This is a genomic window from Stutzerimonas stutzeri, assembly GCF_024448985.1.
Lineage (GTDB): Bacteria > Pseudomonadota > Gammaproteobacteria > Pseudomonadales > Pseudomonadaceae > Stutzerimonas > Stutzerimonas stutzeri_AP.
In genome coordinates, this window is the sequence record NZ_JAMOII010000010.1 from 36,056 (window position 1) to 52,949 (window position 16,894).

The following is a 16,894-nucleotide window of genomic DNA, read 5'->3' on the forward strand; positions in this document are numbered from 1 at the left end:
TTAAATCCGATGCCAGTGCGAGAATGTCGCCCTTGCGCAGCAAGAGAAGATATCAGATGTCGCGGGACTGGCTGGAAGAACATCAGATAGCATTTTATTTCGCGGCGGTGGTGGCCGCTGCCATTGCAGGTTTGAGCTCTGCGCAATTCACCGGACTGACGGCCATGGCCATCACACCGGCGATTGCCGTGCTGATGTATGCCATGTTTCTGCAGATTCCTTTTCTGGAACTGCGAGCAGCTTTTGCCAACCGCCGCTTCGTCGGTGCCCTGTTACTGGCCAACTTCCTGTTAATGCCATTGATGGTGTGGCTAGTGACGTGGCCGCTCTCATCGAACAAGGCCTTGTTGGTCGGCGCGCTACTTGTCCTGCTGACGCCTTGTATCGATTACGTGGTGGTCTTCACCCACCTGGGCAAAGGGGACTCTCGTCTGGTGCTCGCGGCGACGCCATTGCTGCTGTTGCTTCAGCTTTTGCTGCTGCCCCTCTACTTGCAGCTAATCCTTGGTTCCGAAGCTGGCACAGTGATCAAGCTGTGGCCCTTCGCAGAAGCTTTCCTGTTACTGATCGTCCTACCCTTGGTAGCGGCTGTGCTCACCGAATTTGGCGGGCGCCGATCTCTGCTGGTTCGTGCATGGAGCGCAGGCTGGGCTTGGCTGCCAGTACCTGCAATGGCCCTGGTTCTAATCGTGGTGGTAGGTTCGCAGATCGCGGCCGTCGTGTACCAACTCGACATCCTGGCGCCGTTGCTTCCGGTATACGGAGCGTTTCTATTACTCGCTCCCGCCCTCGGCGTACTCAGCTCCCGGCTATTTGGTTTGGAGGTATCTGCCGCACGGGCAGTGGCATTTAGCTCAGGCACTCGCAACTCGCTTGTAGTGCTTCCCCTGGCCCTAGCGCTCCCGGAGTCCATTCGCGGGCTGGCTGCGGCGGCTGTGATCACTCAGACACTCGTAGAATTGATTGGTGAGTTGATCTACTTAAGGGCGATTCCAGCCATGATCAAAAACCGCTGAGCCTGGTCGAAATCGGCGAGAGCGCTCATGCCTCGTGCTGTGGAGCAAGATTGATCAGCGGCGCAATGATGAGCTGAGCAGTGCGAGCCCAGGAAACCAGCGCCTCAAGATCCGTCTGCAGAGATTCGGCTTCTGCCCAGATACAAGCACTCTCGGCAGGCACCGTAAGGGCGATGCCCTCAATTATCGTCAGAGCCATCGCATGCAATCTCAGCAGCTCGTCGCGAATGGCGGTGGTTCCGCCCAGTTGCAGCAAGCAGGCGTCCAATCGATCAACCAGCCGGAGCAGTTGAGAGGCGTCGAAGCCGTCGCGTAGGTTTTCCAACGCCACCGCATCGACTTCGCCGTACGGTGTAACGCGAAAGGCTGCGGGAGGAACATTGATCATGTCGTTTTCTCGGTATCTAGCTGGCGAGGTGTGATCACCCGCAGCGAGCCGGCAGCTTGTTGGAACACCGAGTCCTTAATCCAGGGCTCCGGTGGCCGGTTGAGCTTTAGGTTGAATTCGCCGAAGCGTTTGACGTTGCTGGTCAGGTAGGGGCTGAGGAAGGACACATCCTCGTCGGTGAACTGCCAACCCTCTCGGGCCAATTTCTGCAGGATGCGCATCATATCTACAGTGTTCTGCAGGATCACCGATGAGGCCACCATGTCGTTGTAGCGCAGACGTTTTTGCTGTTCGTCCGGATCGTTCTCGGCAATCACGTCGCCACCGAACGAAAGCCACTTCGAGAAACCATTGTAGGACTCGATTTTGTTGGTGTTGGCGGTAACTTCCTGGCGCAGCTCGCGGCTGCCGATCCAGTTGAGCAGGAAGATCGTGCGGATCACGCTGCCCAGTGCCTGGGCCGCATGGTAGAGCTTGTTGCGCCGACTATAGGAGCCGAGTTTTCGCAGCAGCATAGGCGAGGAGATTTTGCCGGCCTGGATGGACAGCGCGACCTGCATCAGATCTTGCCAGTGAGTTTCGATCAAGTGCCAGTCGGCAGTGTCGGTGAACAGGCGGTTGATATGCTTGTACGACGCGCCGCGATCCGGCCGGCACATCACCAGGTCACGCCAGTTGCGGATACGTGGCATCAAGTTGATGCCCAGCAGATGGGTGAAGGCAAAGACTGTCGCCGATTGCCCCTGAGTATCTGAATACACAGTGTCTGCCTCGACACTGAGATCAGCCTTAAGCAGCCCCTCAATTACGTAAATCGCCTCCCAGATGCCTGGTGGGATGAAGTGCTGGAACACAGCGATGTAGTTGTTGGCCACGTGCCGATAGGCCACGGCACCCATCTTGCGGTAGCGGAAATGATAGCCGGCCAGCAGGTTGTCATCATAGAAGTCGAACTGCGTGCCGTCCGCTGCCACCGCCTTGCCATCGCCCCAGAGCTTAGGCAGATCAAGCTGCAAATAGAGTTCCACCAGCTCGCGGTTAGCCTTGTCCAGCTTCTCCAGTGAAAGGTGGCGGCGATTCGTATAGGACAGCATGTGTGGCGTGACATTACCGGCCAGATGCCGCGCAGCCTGGTTGGGACCGAGATTGCAGCCCATGGCGAAGATGGTCATCAGATAGCGCTCGGCAGGCTCTTTGAGCTTCGGCTCGTTACCGGACATGGGACCGAAATGCCGCGTGAACTGAATCCAATGCTCTATGTTGGCCATGATGTCGAGCACGTGCCTGGCCGGCATGCGCTGCATAAGCGCCGTCTGTAGTGAGATGGCCGAAGGTGGAATGTCCCGCGCCGTTACTCGGCGCAACACCGGTTCTCCGGCTTCGTTAATCGATACGTCCCCTCGGCAAGATGGGAATTTGTCGTCCAGTTGTTGCGCGGTTTCCTCCAGCTGAGTCTTGAGGGAGGCAACAAACTCCTTGGCCGTGCCTGGCAGCCCGACCTTTTCGCAGTAGGCCGGTAGTCGCTGGAGACATTCCTCCCAGGGCAGCAACTGCTTGCGGTAGTCGGCGAAGGATTCCGACCCCTGTACACACATGTCACCCGATCGCAGCTCGCGGGCCAGGTAGGAGAATACACAAACTTCTAGATAGCGCCGGTTGGTCGGTGGCCCCTCACTGGCAGGACGGCGAACGACCTTGACCCAGCGCTCCGACGCAAACGACAAGTCGACGTGCTCGTCGATCCACTCGCGGTGTAGATTCTCGCTGTCCTGGATCAGTTGAAGAGCCTGAACCAGCGATCGATCCTGAGTCGTGGGCTCCAGTTGAAGAAGGTGGCTTAGACGGAACAATAACGAGCGATGGGACTTGAAGTGCTTCCAGATCAGCGGCAGGTAGTTATTACCGCCGGTAGCCTGTACTTCGGCGCAAGTCTCACGCAACCGATCCAGATTGCCACCGGGGGAGAGGTATTCCCGAATTAGACTGCCAGCCTCCTGGTCATCCGGTTCTTGAACCAGAATCTGCACCACGCCATCCAGGGTCGCCGCCAACTGCTCTAGCTTCTGGCGTTGCCGCGCCTGGATTTGCTCCAACTCCTCCTTGGCGCGTTTATGGATCGTCGAAATCCGTCGGATGAACATCTCGGCCAAGTGATCCCGGGTCCGCACGCGCATGCGGTAGATTAAGGCCAGCATCAGCGTGTAGCGCTTCGGCAGTAAGCAGTCCTTCAACTCGGCTACGTCCGACGCCGCGGCTTGGGCAGCGAAGTGACGGATCTTGGTGTCGACTATTCCTTCAAAAATGGCACCCAGATCCCCGAAGCTCTCTAGCCATGCCAGATGATCGATCAGTACCTCCAAGTGCTTGCGAGATGGTTTCTTGGGCGCCTGCTTCAGCGCATTGAAGTCGCTCTGGCGTCGGCCGAAGTCAGTATCGAGCAGATCCTTTAGCTTGTGGATCACCTCGACTGGCGTTCTGGTTACTACAAGGTTGAATATTGCCTCTTGGGATTCGGCATGAATTCGCTCAGCAAGATCATTCAGGGTCGAGTACGCAGGGAGCTCATAATCCTGGCGGATCAGCTCTTCAATTACGGAGTTGATGATGTCGGCGCGCTGGTCAAGCACAAACGACATTGCTTTGGCATGCCGCTCGGCGAGCTCCATGGCATCAGAGCCGTAGAATGCCGTCACACCGAGGCGAGCTCGGATCGCGTTCATGTGGCGATATTGCTGGAACCACTTGTATTCCGCGAGTTTCACCTTGCTACGCTGACCCAACTCTCCGCGAATGAAGTCCACTAGTTGATTAGGTACGTCGGTGATATCAGGAAAATATCGGAGCACCTGAAAGGTCTTGAGGAGAACGGCGAGATTGAGGTGAAAGGGGGCCTTGGACTTGCTTCGTATCCACTTAATCTCATCCTCTGAGAATGAAAAATCACGCTGCAGCTCAGCTTTTGAATACGCCTTTGGCAGAGTGGGATACGCCGTACGCTCTAATGAAGCCATAGGAACTCCTTTTCTGAGGAGTCAGAAAAGATAGTCCACGATCAGAGGCTGTGCGGTCTATTTGGTAAACTCTCTTGGCATCAACACGTTACGAGCGAAGTGAGTGAATTTTCCCTTTATCTCGGCATGACCCGGATTCCACCCGCCGATTTATCCGATGAAGCAGATAATCCGCGCCGACGCTGAGTGCGCCGGCAAGCCCTATTCCAAAGAGTCGAAGTGAACGGCAGCTAATGGCCGAGGCTGTGTAAAAACGTTTTCGAGCGCGACAGGTACTCAAAACCGGACTGGAAATCGCGCATCTGGGCGAAATCCACATCTGCTGAGGTGCCGAAAAATTTCAGATTTCACGTAGACGCGCGCACTTCAATTTTGACGAAGCGTTTTTACACACTCTGGGCCGTTAGCTGCCTCTTACCGGCGACAGCGGGGCGAAGACCGTGGCCAGGTGAAACAGCCGTTTCCCGTCGCGATTAGCGTTCAGAGTCAACAGATATTAGCTGCTGGTCTATCAGAAATTTGAGGGCTTCGATTGGATCAGATGGCGGCAGTGGATGGTGTTGACGTTCGTATTCCACGATCAGTTTCGCCAATAGTTCCAGCTCGCTGCCCTCTGAGCAGTCGGATTCTGCACCCCAAAGTTGCGTCAAGCGCGCTAAGGCGGTGGCTAGCTCCTCATCGGAGCGAATCGGCTTTTTGTTAATAGCGCTGTCTCCTTCATAGATCTGGTTGTAACGCTACCTGCGCTGGCTTTTGCAAGCCACTGCTATCATCGCGGCCCTCGATAATTCAGCGCGCCGTGCTCTCGTTCTATCGAAGGAGACGCAACGAATCGCTGCAGAATGATGTGGCTCGATAAATCCTGGGCTCAATAACTGAGTTCAGCATATTATCCGCCGAAGCGCTTGAGGCCATCGACAGCTATTGGCTGGTTACTGTATTTCGTGACAACAGCTGTAAGTCGATAACGACCCGCCCAACGGCGTCCGGCTCCCGTACAGCTCCCTCAGATTGGCAGGCCTGGACAAGGCGTGGCTATCTCGCCCGGCGCGCAGCCCTTATCGCAGTTTGGTGGCTGGCAGTTTCAGGACTGGCGCCGGGCAGCTCAACTGCGCAGTGCGAAATGAGCATCCCGAATGGGCGTCAGGTGATGCGCATAATTGATTCAGACGATGAACAGAGCGATGTGATATCAAGCACCTACTGCCTATGGTGCCGAACAGCGCTACATTCATGTCATTTTTCGCATCTGGAGGTGACGCTATGGATTCCGCGTTTGCTCGTACTCGCAGGGCAGCGGCCGCCCCCCGCAAGCCAACGGAATACCTTCTCCAAAAAAGTGCTGACCAGCTCAGTCCTGTCATCGTCTACAGGCTCACGGTCAAAGGCTTTGATCTGAAAGACGTTAAAGACATGCTTGCGATATCTGATCTGTATTCAACCAAGAAGATCATGAGTCGCATTGTTGGTAAGTCCATCAGGACAATTCAGCGCCAGGGCAGCAGGCAGCCAGCACACCTGAACTCTCAACAGAGCGCCGTTGCTTTCCAGTACGCGAAGGTGCTGGAGCACGCGATGAATGTGTTCGGCACCCAGAAGCTGGCTGAAGAATGGCTAGGGCGCCCTTGCAAGCACCTGGATGGCGACGTGCCGCTGGACGTTATCGACAATCCGTTCGGCTTTCAGGCGGTCGAGGATTATCTGGAACGTATCGAATACGGGGTCTATCAGTGAATTTAATTCACTGGTCTAGCTCTTGGTACGCATGGCGCCTCGACCGCGAGCTCTACCAGGACACCTGGGACTGTGGAATGGGTGCGTACAAGATGTGGGGCCGTTGGAATCCTCCGGGACGAAACGTCGTGTATGCCTCCGTGGACCCCTCAACCGACATTTTGGAGGCAGCCCAAGTTGGCGGAATGACGGGAGGCAAAAATGGGGCGTAATCGTGTCGAGCGCTCTGAGTCGTAGAAAGGCCTGGACGAGAGTCAGCGGCTGGTTAGAGCAAATCGTCGCTTTCCGCAAGCTGATGCGTGGCTTCTATCACGGCGCTTCATCGCAGCGGCAACTGTCGTACCATGCCATCGGAGCAAACGTGAGCACGCGAGGTTTCGATGAAAAAGCGGAAACGTACATCTGAGGCTGAAATGATAGCTCGATTCCGAGAAGAAGCGCGCTTGGTGTTGGCTAAACGCCATGGTGCTCAAGGGCGCTTGTTAGCTATTGCCGCTGCCGCGGGTCGAGATATGGAGCCGGTCGGCCGCTTGGCCGGTTCTACCCTTAAAATAAAGGATATCTAGGGCGGAAACTAGTTAGAGGTGCTCATGATTCGTAGTTGCGCCGCTACAAGTTCCGTATCGAAGCTAGGTAGCGGTGCACCTCCGCCAGTTCAGCAGTGCGCCCTGACAGCATGAACTGCAGAGCGCTTTGGCCGTTGAAGAGGGGTGTTTTATTGGGTTTTCTAACCCAATGGTAGCCGTAGTCGGCATGATTGCTGAAGATCACCCTCAAGGATCTGTGGATCCCCATCAGGTAGGAAATCCTCTCCATGAGATCGTGGCACAGGCATACCTCTGGCAGACACTTGTACTTGTGATACGCGGCGTCGCCTATTATTCCCAGCAGAACTTTCTGCTCAGCTTCAGAGCAGTCCCATTTTTCCATAAGGTTAAAGAAATACGTCAACGCGACCTTGCCTGCAAGTGGACTATTAGGGGCTGCCATTTGATCTTCATCATTTAAAGTCACGTTAATAGACCTCAGTTTACAGCCGCAAAACGCGGGCCTTGGCTACGGGAATCATCCTTTCCACTATAACCAGCGTGGCGCGCGCTACGGACAGACCTGCGGATCTCGCCGCACGGCCTCGATGGGGGCCAAGCTGCGTCTACTCAATTTCCATAGCGCCCCATGAATGCGGTCGGGACTGTGCGATGGCAACGTGCCGCATTCCCGCACGCACTGTTGTGGGCGCCCGCTGCCCGCAAGAGCCGAAATGAAAGCCGATCTGCGAAGCCTGTCAGAATAAGCTAGCGACAGTTCCCCGCCATCCTGTAGCCCGCGGCAATGGCTGAGGACTCATTGGCAAAATGCTCCTGATTCTTGGGGGCCACTTTGGTGTAACTCGGGCAGCCCTTCGGCAGGTGGTACACCCGGCTGTTCCTGTTTCCGATGATCACATCACTGGGCACGGCTTTAGCGGAAGGAGGGGGCGTGACGCTGGTGAGGACCTGGCTCACGATACCCTCGCGCGATGGCTTGTGCCCCTGCGTCCAAGCGCGTTCGCCGGTGATGAAGGGGTTGTGATGTCCCATGACTCTTGCCGTGCGGCTGCCCCACTCCCGCTCCCAGGTCGAAACCGGATGCTGGCGATCCCAAGCCATCAGCAGCAGCTGTTGTTGCCGCGACATCGATAAACCGTAGCGGTCATACATGTAGAATGTCGATCTGGCAACCAGACCCTTCACCTCATCACGCGGCTCGGCGGCGCGTCCCTTGAAGTCCACTCTGGTGCCGCATGCCCCGTACTGTGCAGGGGCGCCGGCCACACGCCCGTACTGGTAGTTACTGCGGTCGCCGTTCACCTCGCCCACGGATGGGTAAAGGTTAAAAAGGTCAGCCTCCATAGCCCGGAACACCGGGTCATCCGCCACGCAGTTTTTACGCCCGCCATCCTGCCAGCACTGCCGCTGATGGCCGAAGATCCAGGCCGGCACGATGTGCTCCCATTCGATCCGCTCCGCGCGTGTCTGCTGTGCGCGCGTTTCGTAGCCGCACGAGGCGGAGTCGATTCGCCCGCCTGACTTGCCCACCCATTCCCATGCGCAGCCGCAGTAAAGGTCGCCGAGCCCGGCAGATGCCTGGTCAAAAAACACCTTATCCTTGGCGACGGCTTTTGCAGCGGTGAAGGTCGATGGTGCACTGGCGAGCGCGACGGAGGTGATGAATAGGGTGGCGAGGCTCGCCACTATCACGTGCTTCATGGGATCTACCCAGGCAAAAGGAAGCGGCATTGTACGGTTTCCGCAGGCGGCGCCCACCGCCTCGAGACCTTTTGAAACGGCCTATGCACCACCTTGCTGTGCCTATAGCGAGGGGTCGTCGATTTGCTCGATTAGTTGCGCACCTTCGCTCTTCACATTCCCAACCGCTCGGTCCACCGGATACCATTCGAATGCCTCCACCGGCAGCGCCAGGTCCCGCACGAGTTCCTCGGCGCGCTCGAGCGATATGCCCGGCTCCATCCACTCCCGGGCCAGATCCGGTGGTAGCACGACCGGCCGGCGGTCATGGATGTCGACCATCCCTTGGTCGCTGTCCCCCGTTATGATCACGAACCCGTCGCCTTCCTGCTCCTCGGTCCTGTCCTCTCGCCTGAACTGCCCCAGCGCCGCGAACCACATCGGTTCGCCTGATTTCAATCGGATGTAATACGGCTGCTTCTTTTTTGGATCGACCGGGTCCTTCATCCACTCGTACCAGCCGTCAGCGCCGACCAGCGTGCGGCCGGTGCGCCAGACGTCCCGAAAGAATTTGCTGGTGGCAGCCGTCTCTACACGCGCATTGATCGCCGGCTGACGTTTGCCCTTCGCCCACCAGGGCTGGTAACCCCACGGGAGCTTGGCCATACGCAGGCCGGAAGCGGTCTCAAAGAAGACGAGCACCCGGGAGCGGGGCGGTACGTTGTAGCGGCCGATGGGCTCTGGGTCGATGCCGCTCTCGATGGGCTTGTCGTAGCGCAGCGCCTCGAGGTATTCGATCGCTGTCCGGTACTGGGTGAATCGTCCGCACATGAACCCTCCGATCATCGCCGTTGAATTGACCCGCGCGATGCGGCTCTGGTATCTGTATATATATACAGTTATCGCAGAGCAGTACGACAATGCGTGTCAATATTTTGGGGCGCCTCAGCCCCGCCAAAACTTTCTCTCAGTACGTGGACATCCGTGTGCCGGCGGGTTTCCCATCACCTGCTGCCGACTATGAGGAGGTCACCCTGTCGATCGACGATTTGGTCGACCTGCGGGCACCCAACGTCTATCTGGTACGGGTGAGCGGGCCAAGCATGATCGGCGCCGGGATCTATGACGGGGACGTGTTGGTGGTCAACCGCGCCCTGGAGGCGCGGTCGGGCAACGTCGTTGTCGCGTACGTGGATGGCGGGATGACGGTCAAGCGACTGCAAATCTCCGCCGCGGGAGTGTGGCTGCAGCCCGAGAACCCTGATTACAGGGCGGTGGCCGTGACCGAATCATTGCACGTGTGGGGCGTGGCCACGCATAACCTGCACAGCCTATGTTCGCGCTGATCGACTGCAACAGCTTTTACGCCAGCTGTGAGCGCGTCTACCGCCCCTGGCTCGAGGGCGTGCCGGTCGTAGTGCTGAGTAACAATGATGGCTGCGTGATCGCTCGCACCCGCGAGGCCAAGCGATTGGGCATCCCGATGGGCGCACCATACTTCCAGTGGCGAGACCAGATGCGGGAGTGGGGTGTGGTCTGCTTCTCCAGCAACTACGAGCTTTACGGTCAGATGAGCGCGCGCGTGATGGTCACGCTGGAGGGAATGTTTCCGAGGGTGGAGGTGTACAGCATCGACGAGGCGTTTGCCGACCTGACCGGCATGCGGGGTGATATGGTCCAGCTGGGGCGCGAGGCGAGGGCGCGGATCCTGCTGTGGACCGGCATCCCGGTTGGCGTTGGCATCGGGCCCACAAAGACGCTCGCAAAATTGGCCAATTGGGCGGCCAAGACTTGGCGTAAATCGGAAGGGGTGATTGACCTTCGCGACCCGTCTAGGCGCGATCGACTGCTGCAGATGACCGAGGTAAGCGAAGTGTGGGGCGTCGGTCGCCGGCTGACCGCGCGGCTTAAGCCGCTGGGCATTAAGACGGCCTGGGACCTAGCGCAGTACGACCCGGCGTCACTACGCCAGCAGTTCAGTGTGGTGTTGGAAAAAACGGCCCGCGAGTTGCGCGGGATCTCGTGTCTGCACCTTGCGGAGGTAGAGCCGCCACGGCAGATGATCTGTAGTAGCAAGATGTTTGGTGCTCGGGTGCGCGAACTGCCGCCGATCCGCGAGGCGGTTGCCGCCTACGTGTCTAAGGCGGCGGAAAAGTTGCGCGCCCAAGGTAGTCTCGCCGGCACCTTGCAGGTGGCAATCCGCACAGGTATGCACAACCCCAACCAGCCGCGCTACGCCAGCGCCATCAACTGCCCGCTGCCGTACCCCACCGACGACACCCGTGTGCTTGCCGCCGCGGCGGTTCGCGGCCTGGATGCGATTTACCGCCCCGGCTACGCCTACAGCAAAGCCGAGGTGCTGCTGATGGACCTGTGCCAACGCGGGGAGTTTACGGTCGACATGTTCGCTGCTACACCTCGCCCGGGTGCCGATCGGCTGATGGCCGTAGTCGACCGGATCAACGCCCAAGAGGGCCGGGGTACAGTGCGGCTCGGCCGTATCCCCGCAGCCCCTAAGTGGGCCATGCGGCGCGAGATGCTGTCGCAGCGGTACACAACGCGGTGGGATGAGTTAATGGTGGTGAGATGAGCTTTGCTTCGGGATTGCTGAGCGGCAGCTATCGGCCCAGAGTGTGTAAAAACGCTTCGTCAAAATTGAAGTGCGCGCGTCTACGTGAAATCTGAAATTTTTCGGCACCTCAGCAGATGTGGATTTCGCCCAGATGCGCGATTTCCAGTCCGGTTTTGAGTACCTGTCGCGCTCGAAAACGTTTTTACACAGCCTCGGCCAAAAGCGGACTTAACGTGAACCATTCTGTGCTAGCAATTATGAGACTGAGAAGCTCTTTACCTCTTCAGATAGGCGCGTCTACGACCGCTTTCAGCTGCGGCCGGATCAGCAGGGAGAGGTGTAAGCAGGGGACGTCTTGATTCACAGGAAAGGGCAGGTATCGCGCTTCGGAGTCAGAATGGTGGTTCGACGTATCGCCCGAGTCACTCCCACCCGTAGCACTAAAAGATCCTGAGCGCAGATTTTTGGATCCTGCGGGGCTTTGGCAATGCGCTGGAATAGGCCGTCGTAGATGATGACCTCGTCGAACTCCTTCCCTTTGGACTTATGTATCGTCATTAGGTGGATGCCGCGCCAGTCCTTTTGAGCTGCAGCGAAATGCTCCTGCATCAAGGCACTGCGGACTGCTTCCTCAGCCCCCTTGTACTCTCCCTGGGCACGCCACAGCGCACCCAGGTTAGCCCGCAGTACCGAGCCACGATGAAGAAGTCGAAGGTAGCGAGCATCTGTTGCTACTTGCTTCAAGGCTACCGCAGCGGACGATTGCAACAGGCCGCGCAGCTGCAACCAGTCCTCCGCAGGGTCGCCCGTTAATTGCAGTTGCTGCCGCAACTCTGCGATACGCTGAACTTCGCTGACAATCAGCTGGCGTTTGGCACCGCGGATCTTTCCCGAGGAGAGGAATCCGCTAAGAGCACCTGCCAGGTCCAGCTCGGACTGGGGGGTAGGCTTGCCTCCGCGGCGTCCACGAATGTGCGAGTGAAGTGCACCAAGCATGCGGCTCGCCACATCGCCAGCCGTCCCCCCCTCCAGTAACGTGGCGATAACGCCAGCGGCGAGAGCCGGCGGTTCAGCATCCATTGCAACGTCGTGATGTAGCTCTGGCAGACCATCAGCTGCAGAAGAAAGGTAATCAGAAAGCTCGAGCATCAGCCGCTTGGATGGCACCAGGATCGCGATCGATTTGTCCGGTATTGCCTTGAGGCGATCCAACGCCGAGAGCACTGCGGCCTTGGCATTGAAGTGCAGGCCCTTTCCATACATGAAGCCGTAACGCGTGATTTTTACCTGCTGATAGACCTTGCCCTTGTTTGCGCCAGTGAGCAGGTCATTCCCATAGGTCGTGATATCGGTACCGCTGCTGCGGTGGTTTTCACCTGCGAAATCAAAGTGGACGGCGCCGAAGATCTCCAGAAAGTCGCCAACCCGCCTAGGATCAGCGCCTCGAAACTCATAGATCCGCTGTTCAGGGTCGGCCAGAGCAATGAGGCGACTACGCTTTCCAAGCTGCTGGATCAGCGCCCATTCATCACAGTTTGTGTCCTGAAACTCGTCGAGGATGATAATGGGATAGGCGTCGGAGAAGATGGCGCTTAGCCGGTTACTACGGCTCAGCAGTTCGCTGACCAAACTTGCGAACAAGTCGAAATGCAGGCGGCCCTCGTGCTCGAATAGGCGTCGCTTCTCATTTTCGTGCTGGGCCTTATCGATATCTGCCAAATGCGCTGCTGCCTCGGGTGGTGGCAGAAGCTGCAAGCTCGGCCTGCCATTCAACAGATAGGCGTGGCTTCGGAGAATGCTCCAAGCAAAACCGTGGTACGTGCTGACCTCAAGTTGCTTCAGGTCCTCGCGAGAAATCAGCTCAGAAGCCTTTTCGATGATGCGCGCTACGGTAGGCCTGGCGAAGCTCAAGAAGAGGATCTTCTGGCCTGGCTTGAGTACGCCTGAGCGAATCTCATCACGAGCTTTGACCAGCGCGACGTGTGTTTTGCCTGCACCAGGACCACCTAGCGCCAAGGTGTGCCCAGCGCACGCCAGGAAGCCGCGCTTCTGATCGCTCCACACTTCCGTCATGCCAGAGGCTGGGGCGGGGACGGTTGGAACTTCCCATAGGCTGCTGCCAATGGCGGTGGCTTGGCTGCAGCCTCTGGGAGAGGGGGCACGCCGGCTAGCTGGGGAGGTAATGGAAGCGGCTGAGGTGGCTCAATGACGTTCTTGATGGCTGCCAGCGTGGTTCTCACGTATTCGGGCATGTCATTGGCAGTTGGACAGGAGGCGAGCAAGTCGCCGGCGTCGCCACCGCCTTTGGCCCAGCCAAAATAGTGCGACAGAGCTACCTGCAGATTGGCCAGCGGTGTTGCGGGTGTTGGTGTGTATGCCGCGAGATGCTGCGGCCAATCAGCGCCAACAACCACAACAGCAGCATAGCTGCGGAGTGCCACCTCAGACGCGCCATACAAGACAAGGTTTTCAAAGCCCTTAGTCGCAGACTCATAGGCATGATCGACCGAGGCAGTGATGGTTGCGAGCGCCTCCGGCGTTTGCTTGTCAAATACGGCGAACACGACCTTTCCGAGTGAGCGGAAGAATGCACCCAGTGGCGCGACATTGGTCTCGCCGCGGGCGTCGACGATCGCCACACCTAGGTTTTCGAGCGATTTGAATCGCGTGGGATCCAGCTCGGCGAGCCGTCGGGCAGCGGCAGGCAATGCGTCGAACTCCGTACGGCCCTCAAGTACAAGTACGTAGCGTGCCAGCAGGGCTTCGCAGAACCGTGCTTTGAATTCTGTGCGATAGGCTTTGGGCTTGACTGCTGGCGGATATGTTGCAGGAACCCCGGTCATAACACCGGCCGTGCGCTTGAGAACCACTACCTGGGCAGGCTCGAACTCCTCCAGCACGTAGGGTGAGTGGGAGGTGAAGATGGCCTGTGCCGACTTCTGGCGCAGCGAATTGATGATTCGCTTCTGGGTGTGCGGCGGAAGCGCGATCTCTGGCTCTTCCATCGCGAAGATCACGCTTTGCTTGAGTTCGGCGATGATCGAAAGCAGAGCCAATACCAGCGTGTTAATCGTGCCAGTGCCTTGGTGCTGATATGGGGCGGAATAGACTGAGCCGTCCGGCCTTTTCGCTCCAGTACCCATGAAGACAGTCAGGGTTCGACGGAGCATGTCGCGAGTGAGGTCCGAAACCCGCATGTGGGGTTGCTCTGCCCAGTCGGATGGTACGTAGTGCCGTACTGCATCTTGGACTGCAACAAGCAACTCGCCGATGTCCTCGGTCTCTCCAACTGGCAGTGCCCTCAGCTGGTCGAGCAAATCCTCCCACATAGTCAGTCGTGTTTCCTTCAGCCGAAGGATCACGTCCAACAAAGAGCCCCGTTCCAGGCTGAGTGCGCGAGCTCCGGTCCGCAGCGTGCGCAGATAAAGAAAACCGCATTTTCGTTTGTCGGGCGCAGAGAACCGGGGGTAGGAGCCATCCGGCATTTCGGGAGTGGCGTAATAGGTGTCCCCGGCGAAGTCGTCCTCATCTACGTCATACCAACCGTTGAAGAAGACGCGTATTGCCGCTCCGACATGGGGCGCGTCTGTTCCCTCCGGGGGCGCCCCTACGAGCAATGACTTGGTCTGTGTGTCCCACCACTCGATATGGTCCCGAAAATGCCGCAGTTGCTCATCAGAGAGTCCTGCGACAATAACTTCGACCTGGATCGGGACGACCTCGTTCTTGGCCGGGTCTACGTACGTACCGGCATAGAAATCGTGCTCATCGATTACAGGGCGACGACTCAGGCGCTCCGGGCCAAGTACCAAGTCCACCGCTTCCAGCAATGTGGACTTGCCGGCGTTGTTGTCACCGATAAAAGCAGTGTGTCCATTGATGTGGACCTCACCGAATGCGATGCCTCTGAAGTTCCGGACGCGAACACGCACAAGATGCACTTCGACCCTCCTTGTCTAGTGGAAACCAAGCTACTGATTCTAGTGCGTCATGGTAGGTGCTATTCGACTGTATCGCTACTTGAGGGCTCCTTCGGGCCGAGTCGCGTACCGCGCGCCCGCAGCCAAGGGCCGCTATTGGCCGAGGCTGTGTAAAAACGTTTTCGAGCGCGACAGGTACTCAAAACCGGACTGGAAATCGCGCATCTGGGCGAAATCCACATCTGCTGAGGTGCCGAAAAATTTCAGATTTCACGTAGACGCGCGCACTTCAATTTTGACGAAGCGTTTTTACACACTCTGGGCCGGTTGTTGCCTACCGCGACCGATAGCTGTGGTTCGACTTCAGTCTGTCGCGACCGGCAGCAGCTGACTTAATGGTAGTGGGTCTTTCACACCCTCCTTTATCTTTGGAACGCCTGGTAGGTCGCTGTCAGCAACGGCGCCTCCCTCACCTGTTCATGATCTAACGTACCCTTGGCAGCTCGTCCCAGCGGCAGGTGTACCCCGGAGAACGCAGCTCCTGCTTCATCGACCAGCCGCCCAGGGCCGGCACGCGCGCCAGGCGCACGGTGCCGCGGCCCATGTTGGTGTTGATCCTGTCCACGGTTGCCATCAGCGCCGCGCTGCGCGGCCGCGGCGCCGGGGCGAACAGGTCGGCCTGTACCTGCCCGGGGCTGGCCAGGTTCATCAGCATCACCCCGGCTTTCTGGTACCGGTAGCCGGGCCGGTAGATACCCTCCAGCCCGGCCAGCGCCGCCTGCACCAGGTCGCGCGAGTCGTTGCTCGGCGTGTGCAGCGCCACGCTGGCGGTGCGCGCGTAGCGCGGCTCGTCCGGGTTGAACACCCCGGTGCGGATATACACCTGCAGCAGCTGCCACACATCGCCTTGCGCGCGCAGCTTCTCCGCTGCGCGGCAGGCGTAGCTGGCCACCGCCTCGCGCAGCGGCGCCAGCTCCGTCACTCGGAGCGAGAAGCTGCGGCTGCAGGTGATCATCTGCTTCGGCTCCGGCCCCTCGTCCAGGGCGAAGCACGGCTCGCCACGCAGCTCACGAATGGTCTTCTCCAGCACCACCGAGAACTGCTTGCGCATCGTCCAGGCGTCCTGCTGCGCCAGATCCCAGGCGGTTTTAACACCCAGCGCGCCCAGGTGCGCCTGCAGCTTGCGCCCCACGCCCCACACCTCGCCCAGCGGCGCGTCCTTGAGCAACGCCGCCTGCTGCTCGGGCCGGGTGGCCACCACCCCCCCGCTCTGGCTACGCCGCTTGGCGGCCCAGTTGGCCAACTTGGCCAAGGTCTTCGTGGTGCTGATGCCCACCCCCACCGGCATGCCCGTCAGCCGTTGCACCTCCGCGCGAATGTGCCGGCCGTAACCGGCCAGCGGCCGGCCGAGGCCCGCCAGGTCGAGAAAGCTCTCGTCGATCGAATAAACCTCCAGACGCGGTGCCAGCCCGCGCAGCACCCGTACCACCCGTGCGGAAACGTCGCCGTACAGCGCATAGTTGCTGCTGAACGCCAGCACGCCATGCGCCTGCACCAGGTCGCGGATCTTGAAGAACGGCTCGCCCATGCCAATGCCCAGCGCCTTGGCCTCGTTGCTGCGGCTCACCACACAGCCGTCGTTGTTGCTCAGTACCACCATCGGCACCGTGCGCAGGTCGGGGCGGAACAGCCGCTCGCAACTCACGTAGAAGTTGTTGCAGTCCACCAGGGCATAGGTCGGCATCAGCACCCCGGCAGCTTGTGAATGCAGCGCGTCACCACGCCGAACACCTCCAGGTCCTCGCCGTCGCGCAGGCGAATGTCCGGGTAGGCCTTGTTCGCCGCGCGTAGCACCGGCGTGCCGTATTCATAGGCCAGCTGCTTGCAGGTGAACTCCCCGTTCACCACCGCCACCACCACCATGCCCGCGCGCGGCGTGATTGTCGTCAGGCCCCGCCACGGAACGGGCAGCAGGAACCGGTAATAAACGTCCGGATACACTTTTGTGTAGTGAGTTCAGTCAGA

The 16,894-nt window shown here is 58.7% G+C and carries 13 protein-coding genes and 1 pseudogene; 5 read left to right on the forward strand and 9 right to left on the reverse strand.

Annotated features, from left to right (window positions below):
• Window positions 1–56 precede the first annotated feature (56 nt).
• Window positions 57–1,016 (forward strand): arsenic resistance protein, encoded by a 960-nt coding sequence (locus NA647_RS12610; protein ID WP_102845815.1) that lies wholly within the window; start codon window positions 57–59, stop codon window positions 1,014–1,016.
• A 25-nt stretch (window positions 1,017–1,041) separates the two neighbouring features.
• On the opposite strand, the gene tnpC is transcribed toward NA647_RS12610, so the two are convergent.
• A complete protein-coding gene (gene tnpC / locus NA647_RS12615; protein WP_003298428.1) occupies window positions 1,042–1,404 on the reverse strand; it encodes a Tn3 family transposase post-transcriptional regulator TnpC in 363 nt (120 codons plus the stop codon).
• Window positions 1,401–4,415, reverse strand: coding sequence for a Tn3 family transposase (locus tag NA647_RS12620; RefSeq protein ID WP_256057985.1), 3,015 nt, complete (start codon window positions 4,413–4,415; stop codon window positions 1,401–1,403). The genes tnpC and NA647_RS12620 overlap by 4 nt, the downstream gene beginning before the upstream one ends.
• 1,263 nt (window positions 4,416–5,678) lie before the next feature.
• Here NA647_RS12620 and NA647_RS12625 point away from each other — a divergent pair.
• Window positions 5,679–6,149, forward strand: coding sequence for an antitoxin Xre/MbcA/ParS toxin-binding domain-containing protein (locus NA647_RS12625; RefSeq protein WP_042922181.1), 471 nt, complete (start codon window positions 5,679–5,681; stop codon window positions 6,147–6,149).
• A pseudogene (locus NA647_RS12630) lies at window positions 6,146–6,334 on the forward strand (RES domain-containing protein); the annotation flags it as partial. The gene NA647_RS12625 and the pseudogene NA647_RS12630, both read left to right, overlap by 4 nt.
• A 424-nt stretch (window positions 6,335–6,758) precedes the next feature.
• Here the strand turns inward: NA647_RS12630 and NA647_RS12635 are convergent.
• The 3 genes from NA647_RS12635 to NA647_RS12645 all read right to left on the reverse strand — a co-directional run bounded on the left by NA647_RS12635 (window position 6,759) and on the right by NA647_RS12645 (window position 9,208).
• Window positions 6,759–7,139 carry an antitoxin Xre/MbcA/ParS toxin-binding domain-containing protein gene (locus NA647_RS12635; RefSeq protein ID WP_256058049.1) on the reverse strand — a complete coding sequence of 127 codons (381 nt, stop codon included), beginning with the start codon at window positions 7,137–7,139 and terminating at the stop codon, window positions 6,759–6,761.
• A gap of 305 nt (window positions 7,140–7,444) precedes the next feature.
• The gene (locus tag NA647_RS12640; protein WP_102853349.1) at window positions 7,445–8,398 is read right to left on the reverse strand and encodes an endonuclease; all 954 of its coding nucleotides are present in this window, start codon (window positions 8,396–8,398) and stop codon (window positions 7,445–7,447) included.
• A gap of 102 nt (window positions 8,399–8,500) precedes the next feature.
• The gene (locus NA647_RS12645; RefSeq protein WP_045423017.1) at window positions 8,501–9,208 is read right to left on the reverse strand and encodes an SOS response-associated peptidase family protein; all 708 of its coding nucleotides are present in this window, start codon (window positions 9,206–9,208) and stop codon (window positions 8,501–8,503) included.
• 89 nt (window positions 9,209–9,297) lie between these two features.
• On the opposite strand from NA647_RS12645, the gene NA647_RS12650 reads away from it, so the two are divergent.
• Window positions 9,298–9,723 (forward strand): LexA family protein, encoded by a 426-nt coding sequence (locus tag NA647_RS12650; RefSeq protein ID WP_042939811.1) that lies wholly within the window; start codon window positions 9,298–9,300, stop codon window positions 9,721–9,723.
• Window positions 9,711–10,967, forward strand: coding sequence for a translesion error-prone DNA polymerase V subunit UmuC (gene umuC / locus NA647_RS12655; protein ID WP_256057986.1), 1,257 nt, complete (start codon window positions 9,711–9,713; stop codon window positions 10,965–10,967). Before NA647_RS12650 ends, umuC (NA647_RS12655) begins: the two co-directional genes overlap by 13 nt.
• Before the next feature lie 342 nt (window positions 10,968–11,309).
• On the opposite strand, the gene NA647_RS12660 is transcribed toward umuC (NA647_RS12655), so the two are convergent.
• From NA647_RS12660 to NA647_RS12675, 4 genes are all read right to left on the reverse strand, one after another.
• On the reverse strand, window positions 11,310–13,022 hold the full coding sequence (locus NA647_RS12660) for a UvrD-helicase domain-containing protein (protein WP_256057987.1): 1,713 nt from the start codon (window positions 13,020–13,022) through the stop codon (window positions 11,310–11,312).
• The gene (locus NA647_RS19655) at window positions 13,019–14,890 is read right to left on the reverse strand and encodes an ATP-dependent nuclease (RefSeq protein ID WP_256057988.1); all 1,872 of its coding nucleotides are present in this window, start codon (window positions 14,888–14,890) and stop codon (window positions 13,019–13,021) included. The genes NA647_RS12660 and NA647_RS19655 overlap by 4 nt, the downstream gene beginning before the upstream one ends.
• A gap of 463 nt (window positions 14,891–15,353) precedes the next feature.
• Window positions 15,354–16,613, reverse strand: coding sequence for a translesion error-prone DNA polymerase V subunit UmuC (gene umuC, locus NA647_RS12670; RefSeq protein ID WP_256057989.1), 1,260 nt, complete (start codon window positions 16,611–16,613; stop codon window positions 15,354–15,356).
• Window positions 16,613–16,870, reverse strand: coding sequence for a LexA family protein (locus tag NA647_RS12675; RefSeq protein WP_256057990.1), 258 nt, complete (start codon window positions 16,868–16,870; stop codon window positions 16,613–16,615). The genes umuC (NA647_RS12670) and NA647_RS12675 overlap by 1 nt, the downstream gene beginning before the upstream one ends.
• Between the last annotated feature and the right edge of the window lie 24 nt (window positions 16,871–16,894).